Source organism: Cryobacterium sp. TMT2-4 (assembly GCF_004402575.1).
Lineage (GTDB): Bacteria > Actinomycetota > Actinomycetes > Actinomycetales > Microbacteriaceae > Cryobacterium > Cryobacterium sandaracinum.
In genome coordinates, this window is the sequence record NZ_SOGE01000019.1 from 1 (window position 1) to 16315 (window position 16315).

The following is a 16315-nucleotide window of genomic DNA, read 5'->3' on the forward strand; positions in this document are numbered from 1 at the left end:
CCGGCTGGTCTTCAAGCTGCCCCGCGACGAAGCCGCCGAGGCCCTGGACAAGTGGGTCGGATGGGCCCGCCGCAGCCGAATCCCGTCGTTCGTGAAACTTCAACGCTCCATCGTCAAGCACCGGGCCGCGATCCTTGCATCGATCGAGCACGGCCTCTCCAACGGCCGGATCGAGTCCGTCAACACCAAGATCCGGCTCCTTACCCGAATCGCCTTCGGCTTCAAATCACCCGACGCCCTCATCGCCCTCGCCATGCTCAGCCTCGGCGGCCACAAACCCGCACTCCCCGGCCGGGATTAACCCACAGAAGCAGCAGGAGAGCCGAGATTTTGCCCAAATCGGCACTGAATGGGCCAAGAGAGCNTTGCCCAAATCGGCACTGAATGGGCCAAGAGAGCGGTTACACGCGAAAATCTCCGTCGAATTGGTTTGATACCGGGTGCGGCGGGCCCAACGCAGGGTGTGGGTGTGGGTGTGGGTGTGGGTGTGAATGTGGCGGTGGCCGTGCGGTTGGTAGAGCATTGAGAGTCGGCGCGCAGGGCATCGTATTCTGTTATTTGAATCAAGCCCGGCTCAACATGCCTGCGGCGGCATTCGTCGTCGATCCGCTGCGTTTGCCCGGTCACCCCGTCGCAGGGGGCATGGCAGGAGTCCGCAGTGAGGTGCCTCGCGCAGCCTCACCGGAGTGCATACTTGATTTGCGTTCACAATTGTGACCGTGCACATGCCAACAAGGTCTTCCTGTGACTATCGATCTGCCCAAGGGGCGTGCCCCGAGCATCCGTGATGTGGCGCGCCTCGCGGGGGTCTCGCATCAGACCGTTTCGCGCGTGCTCAACGACCACCCCAGCATCCGTGATTCCACCAAGGCGAAGGTGTTGCAGGTCATGGAAGACCTGCAGTACCGGCCGAACCGGGCGGCCCGCGCACTGTCGCGCGGGCGTTCGCGCACCATCGGCCTGCTCTCGGCGGAGAGTGCCTACGGGCCGGCGAGCAGCATCGCCGCCATCCAGGACGCCGCCCAGGAAGCCGGCTATTACGTCAACACCGCGAACCTCACATCCGTCGACACGGAGTCGATCGAGGCGGCGCTGGAGCACCTGATGAACCAGTCCGTGGAGGGCATCGTCGTGATCGCGCCGCAGGTGCGGGTCTTCGACGCCCTGGAACAGCTGTCCATCGATGTGCCGTTCGTCACCCTGCAGTCCACCGGCCGCCTCGACAATTCCCTGTCCGTCGACCAGATGACCGGTGCCAGACAGGCCACGCGGCACCTGATCGACCTCGGCCATCGGAGTATCTACCACCTTGCCGGACCCCAGGACTGGATTGAGGCCGAGGCCCGAATGCGCGGCTTCCTCGACGAGATGTGGGAAATGGATGTGCCGACCATGGCGCCGATTCTGGGCGACTGGACCGCCGACTTCGGATACCGTGCCGGACGAGAACTGCTCCGGAGGCGGGACTTCACGGCCATCTTCGCGTCGAATGATCTGATGGCGCTCGGGTTCATGCACGCCTGCCGCGAGGCGGGCCTCGACCTGCCGCGCGACATGAGTATCGTCGGCTACGACGATATTCCCGAAGCGGCACACTTCTGGCCACCGCTCACGACAGTGCGCCAGGACTTTGCCGAACTCGGGCGGCGGTGCATCGCCCTTCTGCTCAGCAACCTCAGCGGCGGGGTACCGATCGAGCGGAGCGACCCGATCATTCCCGAGCTCATCGTGCGCGGCTCGACCGCACCGCCCGCGTTCTGAGTTCGGCACATGCGCGACCTCGCCTCGATCACCCGTGAAGGGTTCGCTCTCCCCCGCGACTCTCTCCGGAGTTCCTTGAGCGCATTGTCGAGCAGTTCCCTGTTTCCGCACAGCACTAAAGAAGTGGTAAGCCGCCCCGCCGGGACCGTCCGTGAGCCGGCTGGGCTCGGCGGAATGTCCTGACCTCAGACCCCGCTCAGGGGAGCAACAGCCTGTTACGCAAGCGTGACAAAACGAAACTTGACACCGGGACTATCACCGGGTCTATAGTGTCAATGTGATCGGTCACATGGACTCGATCTCCAGCACTTTTTTCCAAACGCATGACATTGAGGTCAAGCTTGTGAGCACACTTTTCCACCTGCCCGGCAGCTCCGCTGCCGCCCTGCTGAGCGGGAGCGGGATGATCCTTCGCGCGTCCATTCCGTTGTCGGTATGGGATACCTGTAGTGGCCCCCGGGCGTGAGGAGTCCAACGATGTCCACTGACCACGTAATCCTTGAGATGCGGTCCATCACCAAGGAGTTTCCCGGGGTCAAGGCCCTGTCGGACGTCTCCATCACGGTGAATCGCGGCGAGATCCACGCGATCTGCGGCGAGAACGGTGCCGGCAAGTCCACCCTGATGAAAGTGCTCTCCGGGGTCTACCCCTCCGGCACATACACGGGCGACATCATCTACCAGGGTCAGAACGTGCACTTCAAGGACATCCGCTCGAGCGAAGAAGCGGGCATCGTCATCATCCACCAGGAACTTGCGCTCATCCCGGAACTCTCCATCACCGAGAACATCTTCCTCGGCAACGAGCCGACCAAGTGGGGTGCAATCGACTGGATCACCGCCAAGAAGACGGCCCTCGAGTTGCTGGCGCGCGTCGGGCTGCGGGACGACCCCGACACCCTGATCAAGAACATCGGCGTCGGCAAGCAGCAGCTGGTCGAGATCGCCAAGGCCCTCAACAAGTCGGTCAAGGTGCTCATCCTCGATGAGCCGACCGCGGCCCTGAACGAGTCGGACTCCATGCATCTGCTGGACCTGATCCGCGGGCTGAAGGGCAGGGGAATCAGCTCGATCATGATCTCCCACAAGCTCAACGAGATCGAACAGGTCGCAGACTCGATCACGATCATCCGCGACGGCAAGACGATCGAAACCCTGAATGTCGTGGCCGACGGAGTCAACGAAGACCGGATCATCCGGGGCATGGTCGGGCGCAGCCTGGAGAGCCGTTTCCCGGACCGCACACCGCACATCGGCGAGGTCTTCTTCGAGGTTCGTGACTGGACCGTGCAGCACCCGCAGGTCGCCGAGCGCATGGTCGTGAAGGGTTCCAGCCTGAACGTGCGCAAGGGTGAGATCGTGGGCATCGCCGGCCTGATGGGCGCCGGGCGCACCGAACTGGCGATGAGCATCTTCGGGCGCTCCTACGGCAACTTCCTTTCCGGCCACCTCTATAAGGACGGAAAGGAAATCGTCCTGAAAAGCGTGGCCGACGCGATCGACCACGGCCTCGCCTACGTGAGCGAGGACCGCAAGGCACTCGGCCTGAACCTGCTCGACGACATCAAGCGTTCCGTCGTCTCGGCCAAGCTCTCGAAGATCTCGGCCGGGCAGGTCGTGAACGACTCCAAAGAATTCGGAATCGCCGAGCAATACCGCAAAAGCCTGCGGATCAAGACACCCAGCGTCAATGCGGGCGTCTCCAAACTCTCCGGCGGCAACCAGCAGAAGGTCGTTCTGGCCAAGTGGATGTTCACGGACCCTGACCTGCTGATCCTGGACGAGCCGACCCGTGGCATCGACGTCGGCGCGAAATACGAGATTTACGGCATCATCCAGCAGCTCGCCGAACAGGGCAAGGGAGTCATCCTGATCTCTTCTGAGCTCCCAGAGCTCCTCGGCCTCGCCGACCGGATCTACACGGTCTTCGAGGGTGCGATCACCGACTGCATCCCGGCGGAGTCCGCCGATCCCGAAACCCTGATGAAAAGTATGACCTCCGCACGGAAGAAGGTTCAGAGCATATGAGTGAAGACACGAGTACCCGCAGAGGCGCTCTTGGTGATCTGAAGAAGATCTTCGGCAGCGGCAGCTCGAACCTGCGGCAGTTCGGCATCCTCTTCAGCCTGATCGCCATCATTCTGCTCTTCCAGTACCTGACCGACGGACTGACGCTGTCGTCCGGCAACTTGATCAACCTGGTCAGCCAGTACTCCTATATCCTCATCCTCGCCATCGGCATGGTCATGGTGATCATCGCCGGCCACATCGACCTGTCGGTCGGATCCGTTGCCGCTTTCGTCGGCATCGTGGTGGCCACCGCGATGCGGGACTGGAACTTCCCGTGGCCGCTGGCCATCCTGCTCGGGCTGTTTGTGGGAATGCTGATCGGCGCCTGGCAAGGTGCGTGGGTTGCCTACGTCGGGGTTCCCGCCTTCATCGTCACCCTGGCCGGCATGCTCATCTTCCGCGGCGGTAACCAGGTCATCGGTAACGCCAACACGGTCCCCGTTCCTGACGGCTTCACGATCATCGGCTCCGGCTACCTTCCTGAGGTCGGCCCGAACACGGGCTACAACAACCTGACCCTGCTTCTGGGGCTCATCATCGTGGTCGCGGTCGTCTACTCCGAATGGCGTGCCCGCCGGGTTCAGAAGATCATGGGTTCGACGCCCGCACCGCTGTGGGTGAGCATCGTGAAAGTCGCCCTTCTCTGTGCCGTCATCGTCTACGCATCCGTCCTCTTCGCCGGTGGCCGCGTCGGCACAAGCTTCCCGGTCTCCGGAATCATCCTCGGAGTGCTCGTTCTCTTCTACGCGTTCGTCACTCGTAACACGATCTTCGGCCGTCACGTCTACGCGGTCGGCGGCAACAAGCTCGCCGCCGAACTCTCGGGGGTCAAGTCCCGTCGGGTGAACTTCCTCGTCATGATGAACATGTCGATCCTCTCGGCCCTGGCCGGCATGATCTTCGTGGCCCGCTCGGTGGCCTCCGGCCCGCAGGACGGCCTCAGCTGGGAGCTCGATGCGATCGCCGCCGTGTTCATCGGTGGCGCTGCCGTGTCCGGCGGAATCGGAACCGTCGTCGGCTCCATCATCGGTGGTCTCGTCATGGCGGTGCTGAACAACGGCCTGCAGCTGCTGGGTGTCGGCTCCGACTGGGTTCAGATCATCAAGGGCATGGTGCTCCTGGTGGCCGTGGGTGTCGACGTGTGGAACAAGAGCCAGGGTCGTCCATCGATCATCGGCCTCCTGACCCAGAAGAAGAAGACTGCCGAATTCCCGGCGGAGCCACCCCTGGTCGTGCCCGACACGGGCACCCCGGAGAGCGCGCGGCCGCAGGCCACGCGGCCCAACTAGCCCAGATTTTTCCCTTCACCAAACCACAACGAACAGAAAGAAATCGACAATGCGAAAGATTCTTGCGACAACTGCGATCGCCGCAGTGGCCTTGATGGCACTCTCAGGTTGCTCCACCCGCACGGACACCGCCGGCGAAGACGGCGCTGCTGCCGGCTTCGCCCAGGATTCGGTCATCGGCGTCGCCCTCCCCTCAAAGACCTCTGAGAACTGGGTTCTCGCCGGCGGGCTCTTCGAAGACGGCCTCAAGGAGGCCGGCTACAAGGGCGACGTGCAGTACGCCGGTGCCTCGACCACGGTCAAGGACCAGCAGGACCAGATCTCGGCCATGGTCACCAACGGTGCCAAGGTCATCATCATCGGTGCCGCTGACGGTGGCCAGCTCGCCACCCAGGTGCAGTCGGCCCGCGACGCCGGCGCCATCGTGATCGCCTACGACCGCCTCATCCTGAACACCGAGGCCGTGGACTACTACGTCGCCTACGACAACTTCAATGTCGGCGAACTCCAGGGCCAGGCGCTCCTGGACGGACTGGCCACGAAGAAGCCGGAAGGCCCGTACAACATCGAGCTGTTCTCCGGTTCCTCGGATGACGCCAACTCCGCCGTCTTCTTCGGCGGCGCGATGAGCGTGCTGCAGCCGAAGATCGACGACGGAACCCTCGTCGTCGCCTCCGGCCAGACCGACATCAAGCAGACGGCGACCGCCGGCTGGAAGGCTGAGAACGCTCAGAGCCGCATGGACGCGCTGCTTACCAGCACGTACGGCGACAAGACGCTCGATGGCGTTCTTTCCCCGAACGACACCCTCGCTCGTGCGATCATCACCTCGGTGAAGGCCGCCGGCAAGGACATCCCGGTCGTCACCGGGCAGGACTCCGAGGTCGAGTCGGTCAAGTCGATCATGGCCGGCGAGCAGTACTCCACCATCAACAAGGACACCCGCGTGCTCGTTGACAAGGCCATCGAGATGGTCAACGTTCTCCAGAAGGGCGACACCCCCGAGGTCAACGACACCGAGTCCTACGACAACGGCAAGATCGTCGTCCCGGCCTACCTGCTGCCCCCGGTCATCGTGACCAAGGAAAACGCGTCCGAGGCATACGCGAACGACCCGAACCTCGCCCCGCTGACCGAGTAACAAACCGGCAGTACACCTGCATCACAGCATCTCGACACCAGGGCCGGCTCCTCACGGGGGCCGGCCCTCTCGCGTGTCCGGCTCGCTGCCGCCGCCCGCAGGGTGAGGTGAGACCAAACTCCCCGACATCGTCAGCGCCCGCTTCGACGGGCTCGTCACCTATGCCGCGCTCCGGGAACGCGGCCTCAACTCACACGCCGTCGACGCCCTGATCCGCCGCGGTGAACTCGTGCGCACGCGCCGCGGCATCTACGTTTCGGGGGAGTTGCGGCGTTCCGCCGATCCCGATCAGCGCTACCGCCCGTTTGTGCTTTCGACGGTCGCGGCCGCGGGCCGGCCGCTCGTGCTGTCGCACGCGTCCGCGGCGAGCACGAGCTTTCTCGTGAGCGTCGCCATGATCGACCATGCCCTGCAGCTTCGACCGCTGGGATTGGGCGACCGCGTTCGCGGCGCGCCTCAGGGCGAGCGACACGCCGACAGGGTTTCTACAGGCTCGAGTTCTGCCTCTGCGCTGCCTGTGGATAACTTTGCCGCATTCCGCGTGATTTGGCTCGAATCGCATCCGTGGGGCTGTGCACAACCGGTGGAATGTCGGTGGATAACTACATACTTGTAACTACTGTATGTAGTGGCCATTCCTTTCGAGCATCACTAGATGTAGTATTGAAGTTCAACACACAGCGCGCCTTGAACTTCAGATTTCACATGAAAACCGATTTTGAGCACTGATGTTTGAACCGATTTTGAATACTGATCCCTGAACGACGAGAAAGGCCCTCCATGGCAATCACGGTCTACACCAAGCCCTCCTGCGTGCAGTGCACTGCGACCTACCGCGCCCTGGACAACAAGGGCATCGAATACGAAATCCTCGACCTCTCGCTCGACGAGAACGCCCTGGAAGCCGTCAAGGCCCTGGGCTACCTGCAGGCTCCCGTCGTTATCACCGACGAAGATCACTGGTCGGGCTTCCGCCCCGACAAGATCAACGAACTCGCGCAGCGCCTCGCGTAGCACCGCGGCGCCAGGGGGTGGCGTCGCAACAGTCCGTAAAAAAGCGTCGTTTGGCGTGCCGACTTCTCAGCAACAGGAGGTGTTCCATGACCGATATCGTGTATTTCTCCAGCACCTCGGGCAACACGCACCGCTTCATTGAGAAGTTGGGTCGCCCGGCCGCTCGCATCCCGATCTACGCGCGCGATGAGCCGCTCCAGGTCAGCGAACCTTACGTGCTGGTCGTGCCGACGTATGGCGGCGGCGACAGCAAGGGAGCGGTGCCCAAACAGGTCATCACGTTCCTGAACGACGAGCAGAACCGCTCGCTCATCCGCGGCGTCATCGGCGCGGGCAACACGAATTTCGGCACCGGCTACTGCCTCGCCGGGGACATCATCGCCCAGAAGTGCAAGGTGCCCCACATGTTTCGCTTTGAAGTATTTGGAACTCCGGATGATGTGCGCATCGTCCACGACGGATTGGAATCATTTTGGAAGCAACAGCCGTGAAGACCATGGCTCACCCGGCTCCCGGCCTGGCGATGGATTATCACTCCCTCAACGCCATGCTCAACCTGTACGGCCCGAACGGGGAAATCCAGTTCGAGAAGGACCGCGAGGCTGCGCGGGAGTTCTTCCTGCAGCACGTCAACCAGAACACGGTGTTCTTCCACACGTTGCGCGAACGCCTCGACTACCTCGTCGAGAAGGAATACTACGAGCAGGCCGTGCTCGACCAGTACTCGTTCGAGTTCATCACCGACCTCAACAAGCTGGCGTACTCGAAGAAATTCCGCTTCCAGACCTTTCTCGGCGCGTTCAAGTACTACACCTCGTACACGCTGAAGACGTTTGACGGAAAACGGTACCTCGAGCGTTTCGAAGACCGAGTCGTGATGACCGCGCTGGGCCTCGCTCAGGGTGACGAGCAGCTCGCGATCTCCCTCGTCGAGGAGATCATCGCGGGGCGTTTCCAACCCGCCACCCCCACCTTCCTGAACTCCGGGAAGGCGCAGCGCGGGGAGCTCGTCTCCTGCTTCCTGCTCCGTATCGAAGACAACATGGAGTCGATCTCCCGCGGCATCAACTCGTCGCTGCAGCTGTCGAAGCGCGGCGGCGGCGTCGCGTTGCTGCTCAGCAACATCCGTGAGTCCGGTGCACCGATCAAGCAGATCGAGAACCAGTCCAGCGGCATCATCCCGGTGATGAAGCTGCTCGAAGACTCCTTCAGCTACGCCAACCAGCTCGGTGCCCGTCAGGGTGCCGGCGCGGTCTACCTGCACGCGCACCACCCCGACATCATGCGCTTCCTCGATACCAAGCGTGAGAACGCCGACGAGAAGGTGCGCATCAAGACGCTGTCCCTCGGCGTGGTCGTGCCCGACATCACGTTCGAGCTGGCGAAGAAAGACGAGGACATGTACCTGTTCTCGCCCTACGACGTCGAGCGCGTCTACGGGGTGCCGTTCGCCGACATCTCCGTCAGCGAGAAGTACCACGAGATGGTTGACGACCCGCGCATCAAGAAGTCCAAGATGAAAGCCCGCGACTTCTTCCAGACGCTCGCCGAGATCCAGTTCGAGTCCGGCTACCCGTACATCATGTTCGAGGACACCGTCAACGCGGCGAACCCGATCAAGGGTCGCGTCAACATGTCGAACCTCTGCTCGGAGATCCTCCAGGTCAATACCCCGACCACCTACAACGAGGACCTGTCGTACGACCAGATCGGCAAGGACATCTCCTGCAACCTCGGGTCGATGAACATCGCCCTGTCCATGGACTCGCCCGACTTCGGCAAGACCGTCGAGACCGCCATCCGCGGCCTCAGCTCGGTGTCGGAGCAGAGCCACATCTCCTCCGTGCGCTCGATCGAAGACGGCAACGACAAGTCGCACGCCATCGGCCTGGGCCAGATGAACCTGCACGGTTACCTCGCCCGGGAGCGTATCTACTACGGCAGCGAGGAGGGCATCGACTTCACCAACATCTACTTCTACACGGTGCTGTTCCACGCCCTCCGCGCCTCGAACAAGTTGGCCATCGAGCGCGGCAATGCGTTCGTCGGCTTCGAAGACTCCACCTACGCCTCCGGCACGTTCTTCGACAAGTACACCGACCAGATCTGGGAGCCGGCCACCGCGCGCGGCGCCGAGCTGTTCGCGCAGGCCGACGTGCACATTCCCACGCAGGCAGAGTGGGCCGAGCTCAAGGCATCCGTTGTGGAGCACGGCATCTACAACCAGAACCTGCAGGCCGTGCCGCCGACCGGGTCGATCTCCTACATCAACAACTCGACCGCATCGATCCACCCGATCGCGTCGAAGATCGAGATCCGCAAGGAAGGCAAGCTCGGCCGCGTCTACTACCCGGCGCCGTTCATGACGAACGACAACACCGGGTTCTACCAGGATGCCTACGAGATCGGCTACGAGAAGGTCATCGACACCTACGCCGCTGCCACGCAGCACGTCGACCAGGGCCTGTCGCTGACGCTGTTCTTCAAGGACACCGCCACCACCCGCGACATCAACCGCGCGCAGATCTACGCGTGGAAAAAGGGCATCAAGACCATCTACTACATCCGTCTGCGCCAGATGGCCCTCGAGGGCACCGAGGTCGAGGGTTGTGTTTCCTGCGCTCTCTGAGTGAGTTTGCCCCGAGCTCCCCGAACCCGAGCTCTCCGAACGCTGAATCGCCTATGCACCGCCGACTAAGGAACAACCAATGATTGACAAGCTCAAGCTCGTCTCCCACGTTGACGCGATCAACTGGAACAAGATCGAAGACGAAAAAGACGTCGAGGTCTGGAACCGCCTCACGAACAACTTCTGGCTGCCGGAGAAGGTCCCGCTGTCAAACGACGTGCAGTCCTGGGCCACGCTCACCCCGGCGGAGCAGCAGCTCACCCTGCGCGTGTTCACGGGGCTGACCCTGCTCGACACGATCCAGGGCACTGTGGGTGCCGTGTCGCTGATTCCGGATGCGATCACGCCCCATGAAGAGGCCGTCTACACGAACATCGCGTTCATGGAGTCCGTGCACGCCAAGAGCTACTCCTCGATCTTCTCGACCCTCGCGTCGACGAAGGAGATCGACGAGGCGTTCCGCTGGTCGACGGAGAACGTCAACCTGCAGCGCAAGGCCGAGATCGTGATGAAGTACTACCAGGGCGACGACCCGCTCAAGCGCAAGGTCGCCTCGGTTCTGCTCGAGTCGTTCCTGTTCTACTCGGGCTTCTACCTGCCGATGTACTTCTCGAGCCGCGCCCGCCTCACCAACACGGCCGACCTCATCCGTTTGATCATCCGGGACGAAGCCGTACACGGTTACTACATCGGTTACAAGTTCCAGAAGGGGCTCGAGGCGTCGTCGCAGGAGCGCCGCGATGAGATCAAGGATTACACCTTCAATCTCATGTTCGAGCTTTACGAGAACGAGATCCAGTACACGCAGGACCTCTACGACGAGCACGGCCTGACCGAGGACGTCAAGAAATTCCTGCACTACAACGCCAACAAGGCGCTGATGAACCTCGGCTACGAGGCCATGTTCCCGAAGACCGTCACCGACGTGAACCCGGCCATCCTGGCCGCGCTCTCGCCGAACGCCGACGAGAACCACGACTTCTTCTCCGGGTCGGGCTCCTCCTACGTCATCGGCAAGGCCGTCAACACGGAAGACGCCGACTGGGACTTCTAGTCCCGATCGTGTGACCGCACCGCCGACGTCGACAGTTCCGGTCGAGGTCGCCCGCTATGCCGGGCGAACTCGACCGGAACTGTCTGTTTCGACGGGGTGCGGGCCGGCCACCTACTCCGTGGCCGCCGCCGGCGCGGGGTCGTCGCCCCGGGACCAGGCGATCGCGACCAGCCGACGCAGAACACCGAGGTCGATGTCGTCGAGCTTCTTCACGTAGACGCACCCCGCCCCCTCCGTGTACGCGCCGAGCCGCGGGAGGAGCGCGGCGCCCTCGGGGAGGTCTTTGAGCCAGTAGATCGACAGTTGCGCCTTGCGCGGAGAGAACCCCGTCTTCGGCCAGTCTCCGCGGTTGCGCGGGTTCGCGGGCGACACGTAGCGAAAGCTGCCGTAGCCCACGATCGATGGACCCCAGAGGACAGGGTCGGCGCCCGTCACCTCGCGGAAGAGCGCGTCGAGGGCCTTGCCGTCCGCGCGGCGGCGGGCGGGCGTCGCGGCATCCAGGAAGTCCTCGACGGAGGCATCCGTCGGCTGCGTCTTGATTTCGGCCATGGCGCCATTATGGCGCGGGCACCCCTGACCGGGCATGTGTGCCGAGGTTCTGACGCGTTTAGGGATTCAAACGGTCCTGGGACCATGCGTTTAGCTGTTTGAACGCCCCCGCCGTTCCCGAGGATCCGGCGCAGACATACCTTCGTGGGAGGGATGGCCCACCCGAGGGTCTTCCCGCCGAGCGCAGGGGCAGCCACCATGAAACGAATATTGAAGCGAACGGGTATCGCAACGACGATCACCGCCATCACGGCGGTGAGCGTCCTGGCCTTCGGTGGGGTTGCCTACGCGGACATCATTCAGGACAGCATCGAGGGTTCGGCCAGTGTCACCCTCGTTGCGGGATCGGAAACGGCCGGAAGCGCCACGATGAGGCTCAACGCCAACGGCAAGAGTGACGGCGACATCGGATGCAACATCGATGCGGGTGATAGCCCGCTGAAACTCACCGTGGTCGCACCCTCCGGCGTCACGGCCAGCCCCAACCCCGTGGTCATCACGAACTGCACCGACGATTTCCCGGTCAGTTTCACAGCGGGCACCGCTGCCCAGAGCGGTACCGTGACGGTCCTCATCCTGGCGCAGCCGGCCGGCGGCGGAGAATTCAAGAACCAGGTCGGTATCCCCATTATCATCACCCAGCCGGTTCCGACGAACACCGCGCCTTCGGTCTCGGTCAACGGGGTGAGCAACGGGGCCAGCTATGAAATCGGTACCGTGCCGACCGCCACCTGCCTGGTGGTCGACGCCGAAGACGTCAACCCCACGGCCGCCTCCGTGACCACCGGGGCGCTGCTGAATGGCCTCGGCACCCAGACCACGACCTGCGACTACACCGACGCCGGCGGGCTCAACGCCCCAACGGCGACGGTGACCTACACGGTCGTCGACACGGTCGACCCGACCATCGGGTACACGCTCAACCCGGTAGACCCCGACGGTACCAATGGCTGGTACACGACGGACTCGGGCGTCCTGGTCCACTTCGCGTGTGAAGACGTCGGAGGATCCGGCATCGCCACGTGCCCGGCCGACGTGATCCTGATGGACGGTGCGGACCAGTCGGTGACGGGTACCGCGACCGATAATGCCGGTAATACCGCGTCCGTGACAGTGTCCGGGATCACCGTCGACACCGTCGACCCGACGATTTCGTACACGCTCGACCCGGCCGACGCGAACGCCAACGGCTGGTACACGAGCTTCGTCACAGTCGACTTCACCTGCACGGATGTCGGCGGGTCCGGCATCGCCGCCTGCCCGGCCGACATCACCCTGACCGACGGTGTGAACAACGTGACCGGCACCGCGACGGACAACGCCGGTAACACCGCCGACGCGACCGCAGCGGTGGTCAACATCGACACCGTCGACCCGACCATTTCGTACACTCTCAACCCGGTCGCCCCCGAGGGCAACGACGGCTGGTACACAACGGACGCGGGCGTCATCGTCCACTTCACGTGTGAGGACGTGGGAGGGTCCGGAATCGCCACGTGCCCGGGCGACACAACCCTGCACGACGGCGCGAACCGGTCGGTGACGGGAACCGTGACCGACAAGGCCGGCAACACGACGACCGTGACGACGACCGGGATCAACATCGACTCCGTCGACCCGACCATCTCGTCCACCCTCGACCCGGCCGCTCCCAACGCCGCCGGCTGGTACGCGGCGGACGTCGTCGTCGGCTTCACCTGCCGTGATGCGGGATCCGGCATCGCCACCTGTGCGGGCGACGTGACCCTGGTCGAGGGGGCGGGCCAGTCAGTGACGGGCGCCGCGACCGACCGGGCCGGCAACACCGCGACCGCGAGCGTGTCGGGGATCGACATCGACACGACCGCACCCACCGTTGCTCTCCTGGGCGGCCCCACCGGTAGTTACCAGTACGGAAGCAACCCGGCCGCGCCCAGCTGTTACGCGACCGACGCCCTGTCCGGAATTGCCTCCTGCGTCGTGACCGGCGGCGGCACCAGAGTCGGGGATCACTCGTACCTGGCGACCGCCACCGACACGGCCGGCAATACGAGCACGTCGAGGGTCGCGTACACGGTGCTGGCCTGGTCCCTGAAGGGCTTCTACGCCCCGGTCGATATGGGAGCCAACGTCTGGAACACGGTGAAGGGCGGCAGCTCCGTCCCGCTGAAGTTCGAGATCTTCTCCGGTGCCGAACTCACCAGCGTCTCGGCCGTCAAGAGCTTCACCGCCACGGCCGTGACCTGCCCGGGTTCGTCCGCGGTGACGGATGCGATCGAACTCACCACCACGGGTGGCACGAGCCTGCGGTATGACTCGACGTCGGGGCAGTTCATCCAGAACTGGCAGACCCCCAAGAAGCCGGGTACCTGCGCCGTGGTCACCATGACCGCCCAGGACGGTTCCACGATCAGTGCCAACTTCATGCTGAAGTAGGCACCGAGCGCAAGCGGAACACGGAAGGCCCCGAGCGGAACTCGGGGCCTTCCGTCCTGCGCCCCCAGACGCGGGAATCGTGCCGGCCGCCGCGGCCCGCCAGGCTCTACGACCGAGGTGAGCCCCGCTCGCCGCGTTCGTCACGGAGCCGCTCGAAAGCGCTCTCGCGGTCCGTGAGGGCGAGCTTGCGGAGCACAGCCGAGACGTGCACCCGCACCGTCGTCGGCGACACGAACAACCGGGCGGCTACCGCCTTGGTGGAGTTTCCCTCCGCAAGCAACTCCATCACCTCCCACTCCCGCGCGCTGAGCTTGCTCGCGGCCACGGAGCGGCGCAGGAAGCGGCGCCGCGCGGGCGCCCGGAACTCGCCGAGCACCCGCAGCATGAGCTCCGGCGCCATGGCCGCCTCGCCCGCCAGAACAGCCCGCAGCGCACCCGGCAGAGCGCCGGGATCGGTATCCTTGAGCAGGTAGCCTGAGGCACCCGCGCGCAGGGAATCGAAGAGGTCGTCGTCGTCCTTCGACATCGTGAGCATCACGATGGGCGTCTCCGGCAGGCTCCGGCCGATCTCCCGGGCGGCGTGGATCCCATTCCCCGGCATGTTGATATCGAGCAGCACCACGTCGGGGCGGTGATCGAGGGCGAGCCGGATCGCATCCGCTGCGCTTGCTCCCTCGCCGCAGATTTCGCAGCCACCGGCCTCGAGGGCCTGGCGGATCAGCGATCGTATCGGGGCATGGTCATCGGCGATGACGACGCGGATGCCGGTGCCGTCTACCACTGGACCGTCACCACGCTTCCGCCCGCGGGTCGTGCCTCCACGTTGAACGTGCCCGGAAGCGCCCGCGCCCGAGCCTGCATGCTGACCAGGCCGTAACCGGTTGTGTCGGTGCCGGCCGGCACATCGAACCCCACCCCGTCGTCCGCAATCGCGAGGCGCCGACGGCCTCCGGCCTCGCTGAGCCGGATGTGCACCCCCATGGCTTTGCCGTGGTGCACCGCGTTGGACACCGCCTCCCGGGTGATGCGCATCAGCGCGTGTTGCTGCTCCGAATCGACGGTGATGGCCTCATCGAGGTCGACCCGCAGGTCGATTCCGTACCTCGCGGCCAGCTCCGTGGCCGCCCGGTGAACGGTGAAACTCAGCGGCTCATCGCTCGTGCGTCCGAGCGCCTGCACGGCCGCCCGCGCCTCGTCGAGGGCGCGATCACAGGCGTTGACGATACGGATGCCGGATGCGACATCCACGGGAATGGCGTGGCTTTCCGCGCGGATATAGGCGAGCTCCTGAATCACTCCGTCGTGCAGCTCGCGGGCGAGCCGCCGCCGATCATCGAGCACCGCCGCGGTGACCTGCGCCCGCCAGTAGGTCCGGATCTCCCGCGCCGCGCCGACCAGCAGCAGCAGGTAGCAGCCGGTGCGGAGAAGATCCCCGGTGTAGAGCCAGTCCGTGTACAGGGATGGGAAGAGCACGTAGTTCAGGCGGGCGAACGCCCCGAGCGCACAGGCCGGGCCGAGCCAGCGGAGCAGTTCGTCGTCCCGTTTGGCCGACTGTGACGCAAAGGCCACCGAGGCGATGAAGAAACTCATGGCCGCCGCGCCCTGGGCGAGGAGCAGCACGGGATGGCCCGTCAGGAGCGCGTTCTCCGCGGACACCGGGGCGGAACCCGGGTCGAACGCCACGGGGAGCCGGTCCCGGCCGGTCCAGAGGGCGAGGTAGACCGCGGCCACCAGGGGGAGGGGAACCAGCGCCAGCAGCCGGCGCCGGAGCATCCGTTTCGCGGGTCGCGTGTGCGCCAGGGCAGCGGCCAGGATCAGCAGGGCGCCCACGACCCGGATGGCCAGCGGAAGCCAGATGTCGAGCGTTTCCGCGCGGATTCCGCCGAGCACCTCGGTCAGGTAGGTCAGGCCCAGGCCCGCCGCGGCAAGCAGCACGAGACCCTGGAAGAGCAGCAGATCCTGCAGCCGGCCGTGCCGCAGGAACCGACCGAACACGAGGGACGCCACCAGCAACGCCACGCAGGCGTCGACCGAGTCGAGAACGAGGTGAGCCGAGGGATTGCGGACCCCGAAGACCACGGCGGGGCTCCACAACAGGGCGCTGGTGACGGCCAGCCCGACGAGCCAGGCGGCGATGGTGAGTCGTGAGCGACCCGCCCACGCCCCGAGCGCGTGCACTCGCCGGTCAGGCTCTGCGCCGCGGGAGTCGTCCTGCGGATGCCCGGCCGGGGACAGCGGCGGGGCAGCGAAAACCGCGGGGGAGCGAAAACTTCGGGGTCCTGTGGTGCCCATGAGAATCGCCTTGGGAACGCGTTGCCGGAGCTGTCGGGTCAGCCGCTCGGGTGAGGCGATCCTAGCCGCGCCGCCTCCGGGCGGTCAGTCCCCGAATGGGG

General features: G+C 64.4%; 14 protein-coding genes. 11 read left to right on the plus strand and 3 right to left on the minus strand.

Going from position 1 to position 16315, the window contains the following annotated elements; all coding sequences use genetic code 11:
- The 10 genes from E3O54_RS05735 to nrdF all read left to right on the plus strand — a co-directional run.
- Positions 1-301 (plus strand): transposase (locus tag E3O54_RS05735; protein ID WP_166805205.1); only part of this gene is annotated, 301 nt, incomplete at its 5' end.
- Positions 302-744: 443 nt separating this feature from the next.
- On the plus strand, positions 745-1761 hold the full coding sequence (locus E3O54_RS05740; RefSeq protein WP_104170404.1) for a LacI family DNA-binding transcriptional regulator: 1017 nt from the start codon (positions 745-747) through the stop codon (positions 1759-1761).
- Positions 1762-2238: 477 nt separating this feature from the next.
- The gene (gene mmsA, locus E3O54_RS05745) at positions 2239-3789 is read left to right on the plus strand and encodes a multiple monosaccharide ABC transporter ATP-binding protein (RefSeq protein ID WP_104099279.1); all 1551 of its coding nucleotides are present in this window, start codon (positions 2239-2241) and stop codon (positions 3787-3789) included.
- Entirely contained in the window at positions 3786-5120 is a 1335-nt protein-coding gene (gene mmsB / locus E3O54_RS05750; RefSeq protein WP_134371968.1) for a multiple monosaccharide ABC transporter permease, read from the plus strand. Before mmsA ends, mmsB begins: the two co-directional genes overlap by 4 nt.
- A 49-nt stretch (positions 5121-5169) precedes the next feature.
- On the plus strand, positions 5170-6261 hold the full coding sequence (locus E3O54_RS05755; protein ID WP_104099277.1) for a sugar-binding protein: 1092 nt from the start codon (positions 5170-5172) through the stop codon (positions 6259-6261).
- Between the two features lie 127 nt (positions 6262-6388).
- A complete protein-coding gene (locus tag E3O54_RS17320) occupies positions 6389-6877 on the plus strand; it encodes a type IV toxin-antitoxin system AbiEi family antitoxin domain-containing protein (RefSeq protein WP_134401157.1) in 489 nt (162 codons plus the stop codon).
- Between the two features lie 164 nt (positions 6878-7041).
- Complete coding sequence (nrdH, locus tag E3O54_RS05765) at positions 7042-7275, plus strand: glutaredoxin-like protein NrdH (protein WP_104099275.1); 234 nt, start codon at positions 7042-7044, stop codon at positions 7273-7275.
- 86 nt (positions 7276-7361) lie between these two features.
- On the plus strand, positions 7362-7766 hold the full coding sequence (nrdI, locus tag E3O54_RS05770; RefSeq protein ID WP_104099274.1) for a class Ib ribonucleoside-diphosphate reductase assembly flavoprotein NrdI: 405 nt from the start codon (positions 7362-7364) through the stop codon (positions 7764-7766).
- A gap of 5 nt (positions 7767-7771) precedes the next feature.
- Positions 7772-9904 (plus strand): class 1b ribonucleoside-diphosphate reductase subunit alpha, encoded by a 2133-nt coding sequence (nrdE, locus tag E3O54_RS05775; protein WP_104099283.1) that lies wholly within the window; start codon positions 7772-7774, stop codon positions 9902-9904.
- A 79-nt stretch (positions 9905-9983) separates the two neighbouring features.
- Positions 9984-10958, plus strand: coding sequence for a class 1b ribonucleoside-diphosphate reductase subunit beta (gene nrdF / locus E3O54_RS05780; protein WP_104099273.1), 975 nt, complete (start codon positions 9984-9986; stop codon positions 10956-10958).
- Positions 10959-11069: 111 nt separating this feature from the next.
- On the opposite strand, the gene E3O54_RS05785 is transcribed toward nrdF, so the two are convergent.
- Positions 11070-11507, minus strand: a complete 438-nt coding sequence (locus E3O54_RS05785; protein ID WP_134401145.1) for a DUF1801 domain-containing protein — start codon at positions 11505-11507, stop codon at positions 11070-11072.
- A 198-nt stretch (positions 11508-11705) separates the two neighbouring features.
- Here E3O54_RS05785 and E3O54_RS05790 point away from each other — a divergent pair, with 198 nt between their 5' ends.
- Positions 11706-13922 (plus strand): PxKF domain-containing protein, encoded by a 2217-nt coding sequence (locus tag E3O54_RS05790; protein ID WP_134401146.1) that lies wholly within the window; start codon positions 11706-11708, stop codon positions 13920-13922.
- 106 nt (positions 13923-14028) lie between these two features.
- Here E3O54_RS05790 and E3O54_RS05795 read toward each other — a convergent pair whose 3' ends face one another.
- Together E3O54_RS05795 and E3O54_RS05800 are read right to left on the minus strand one after the other, a co-directional pair.
- Positions 14029-14703 carry a response regulator transcription factor gene (locus tag E3O54_RS05795; protein WP_134343221.1) on the minus strand — a complete coding sequence of 225 codons (675 nt, stop codon included), beginning with the start codon at positions 14701-14703 and terminating at the stop codon, positions 14029-14031.
- Entirely contained in the window at positions 14697-16214 is a 1518-nt protein-coding gene (locus tag E3O54_RS05800) for an ATP-binding protein (protein ID WP_134401147.1), read from the minus strand. The genes E3O54_RS05795 and E3O54_RS05800 overlap by 7 nt, the downstream gene beginning before the upstream one ends.
- Between the last annotated feature and the right edge of the window lie 101 nt (positions 16215-16315).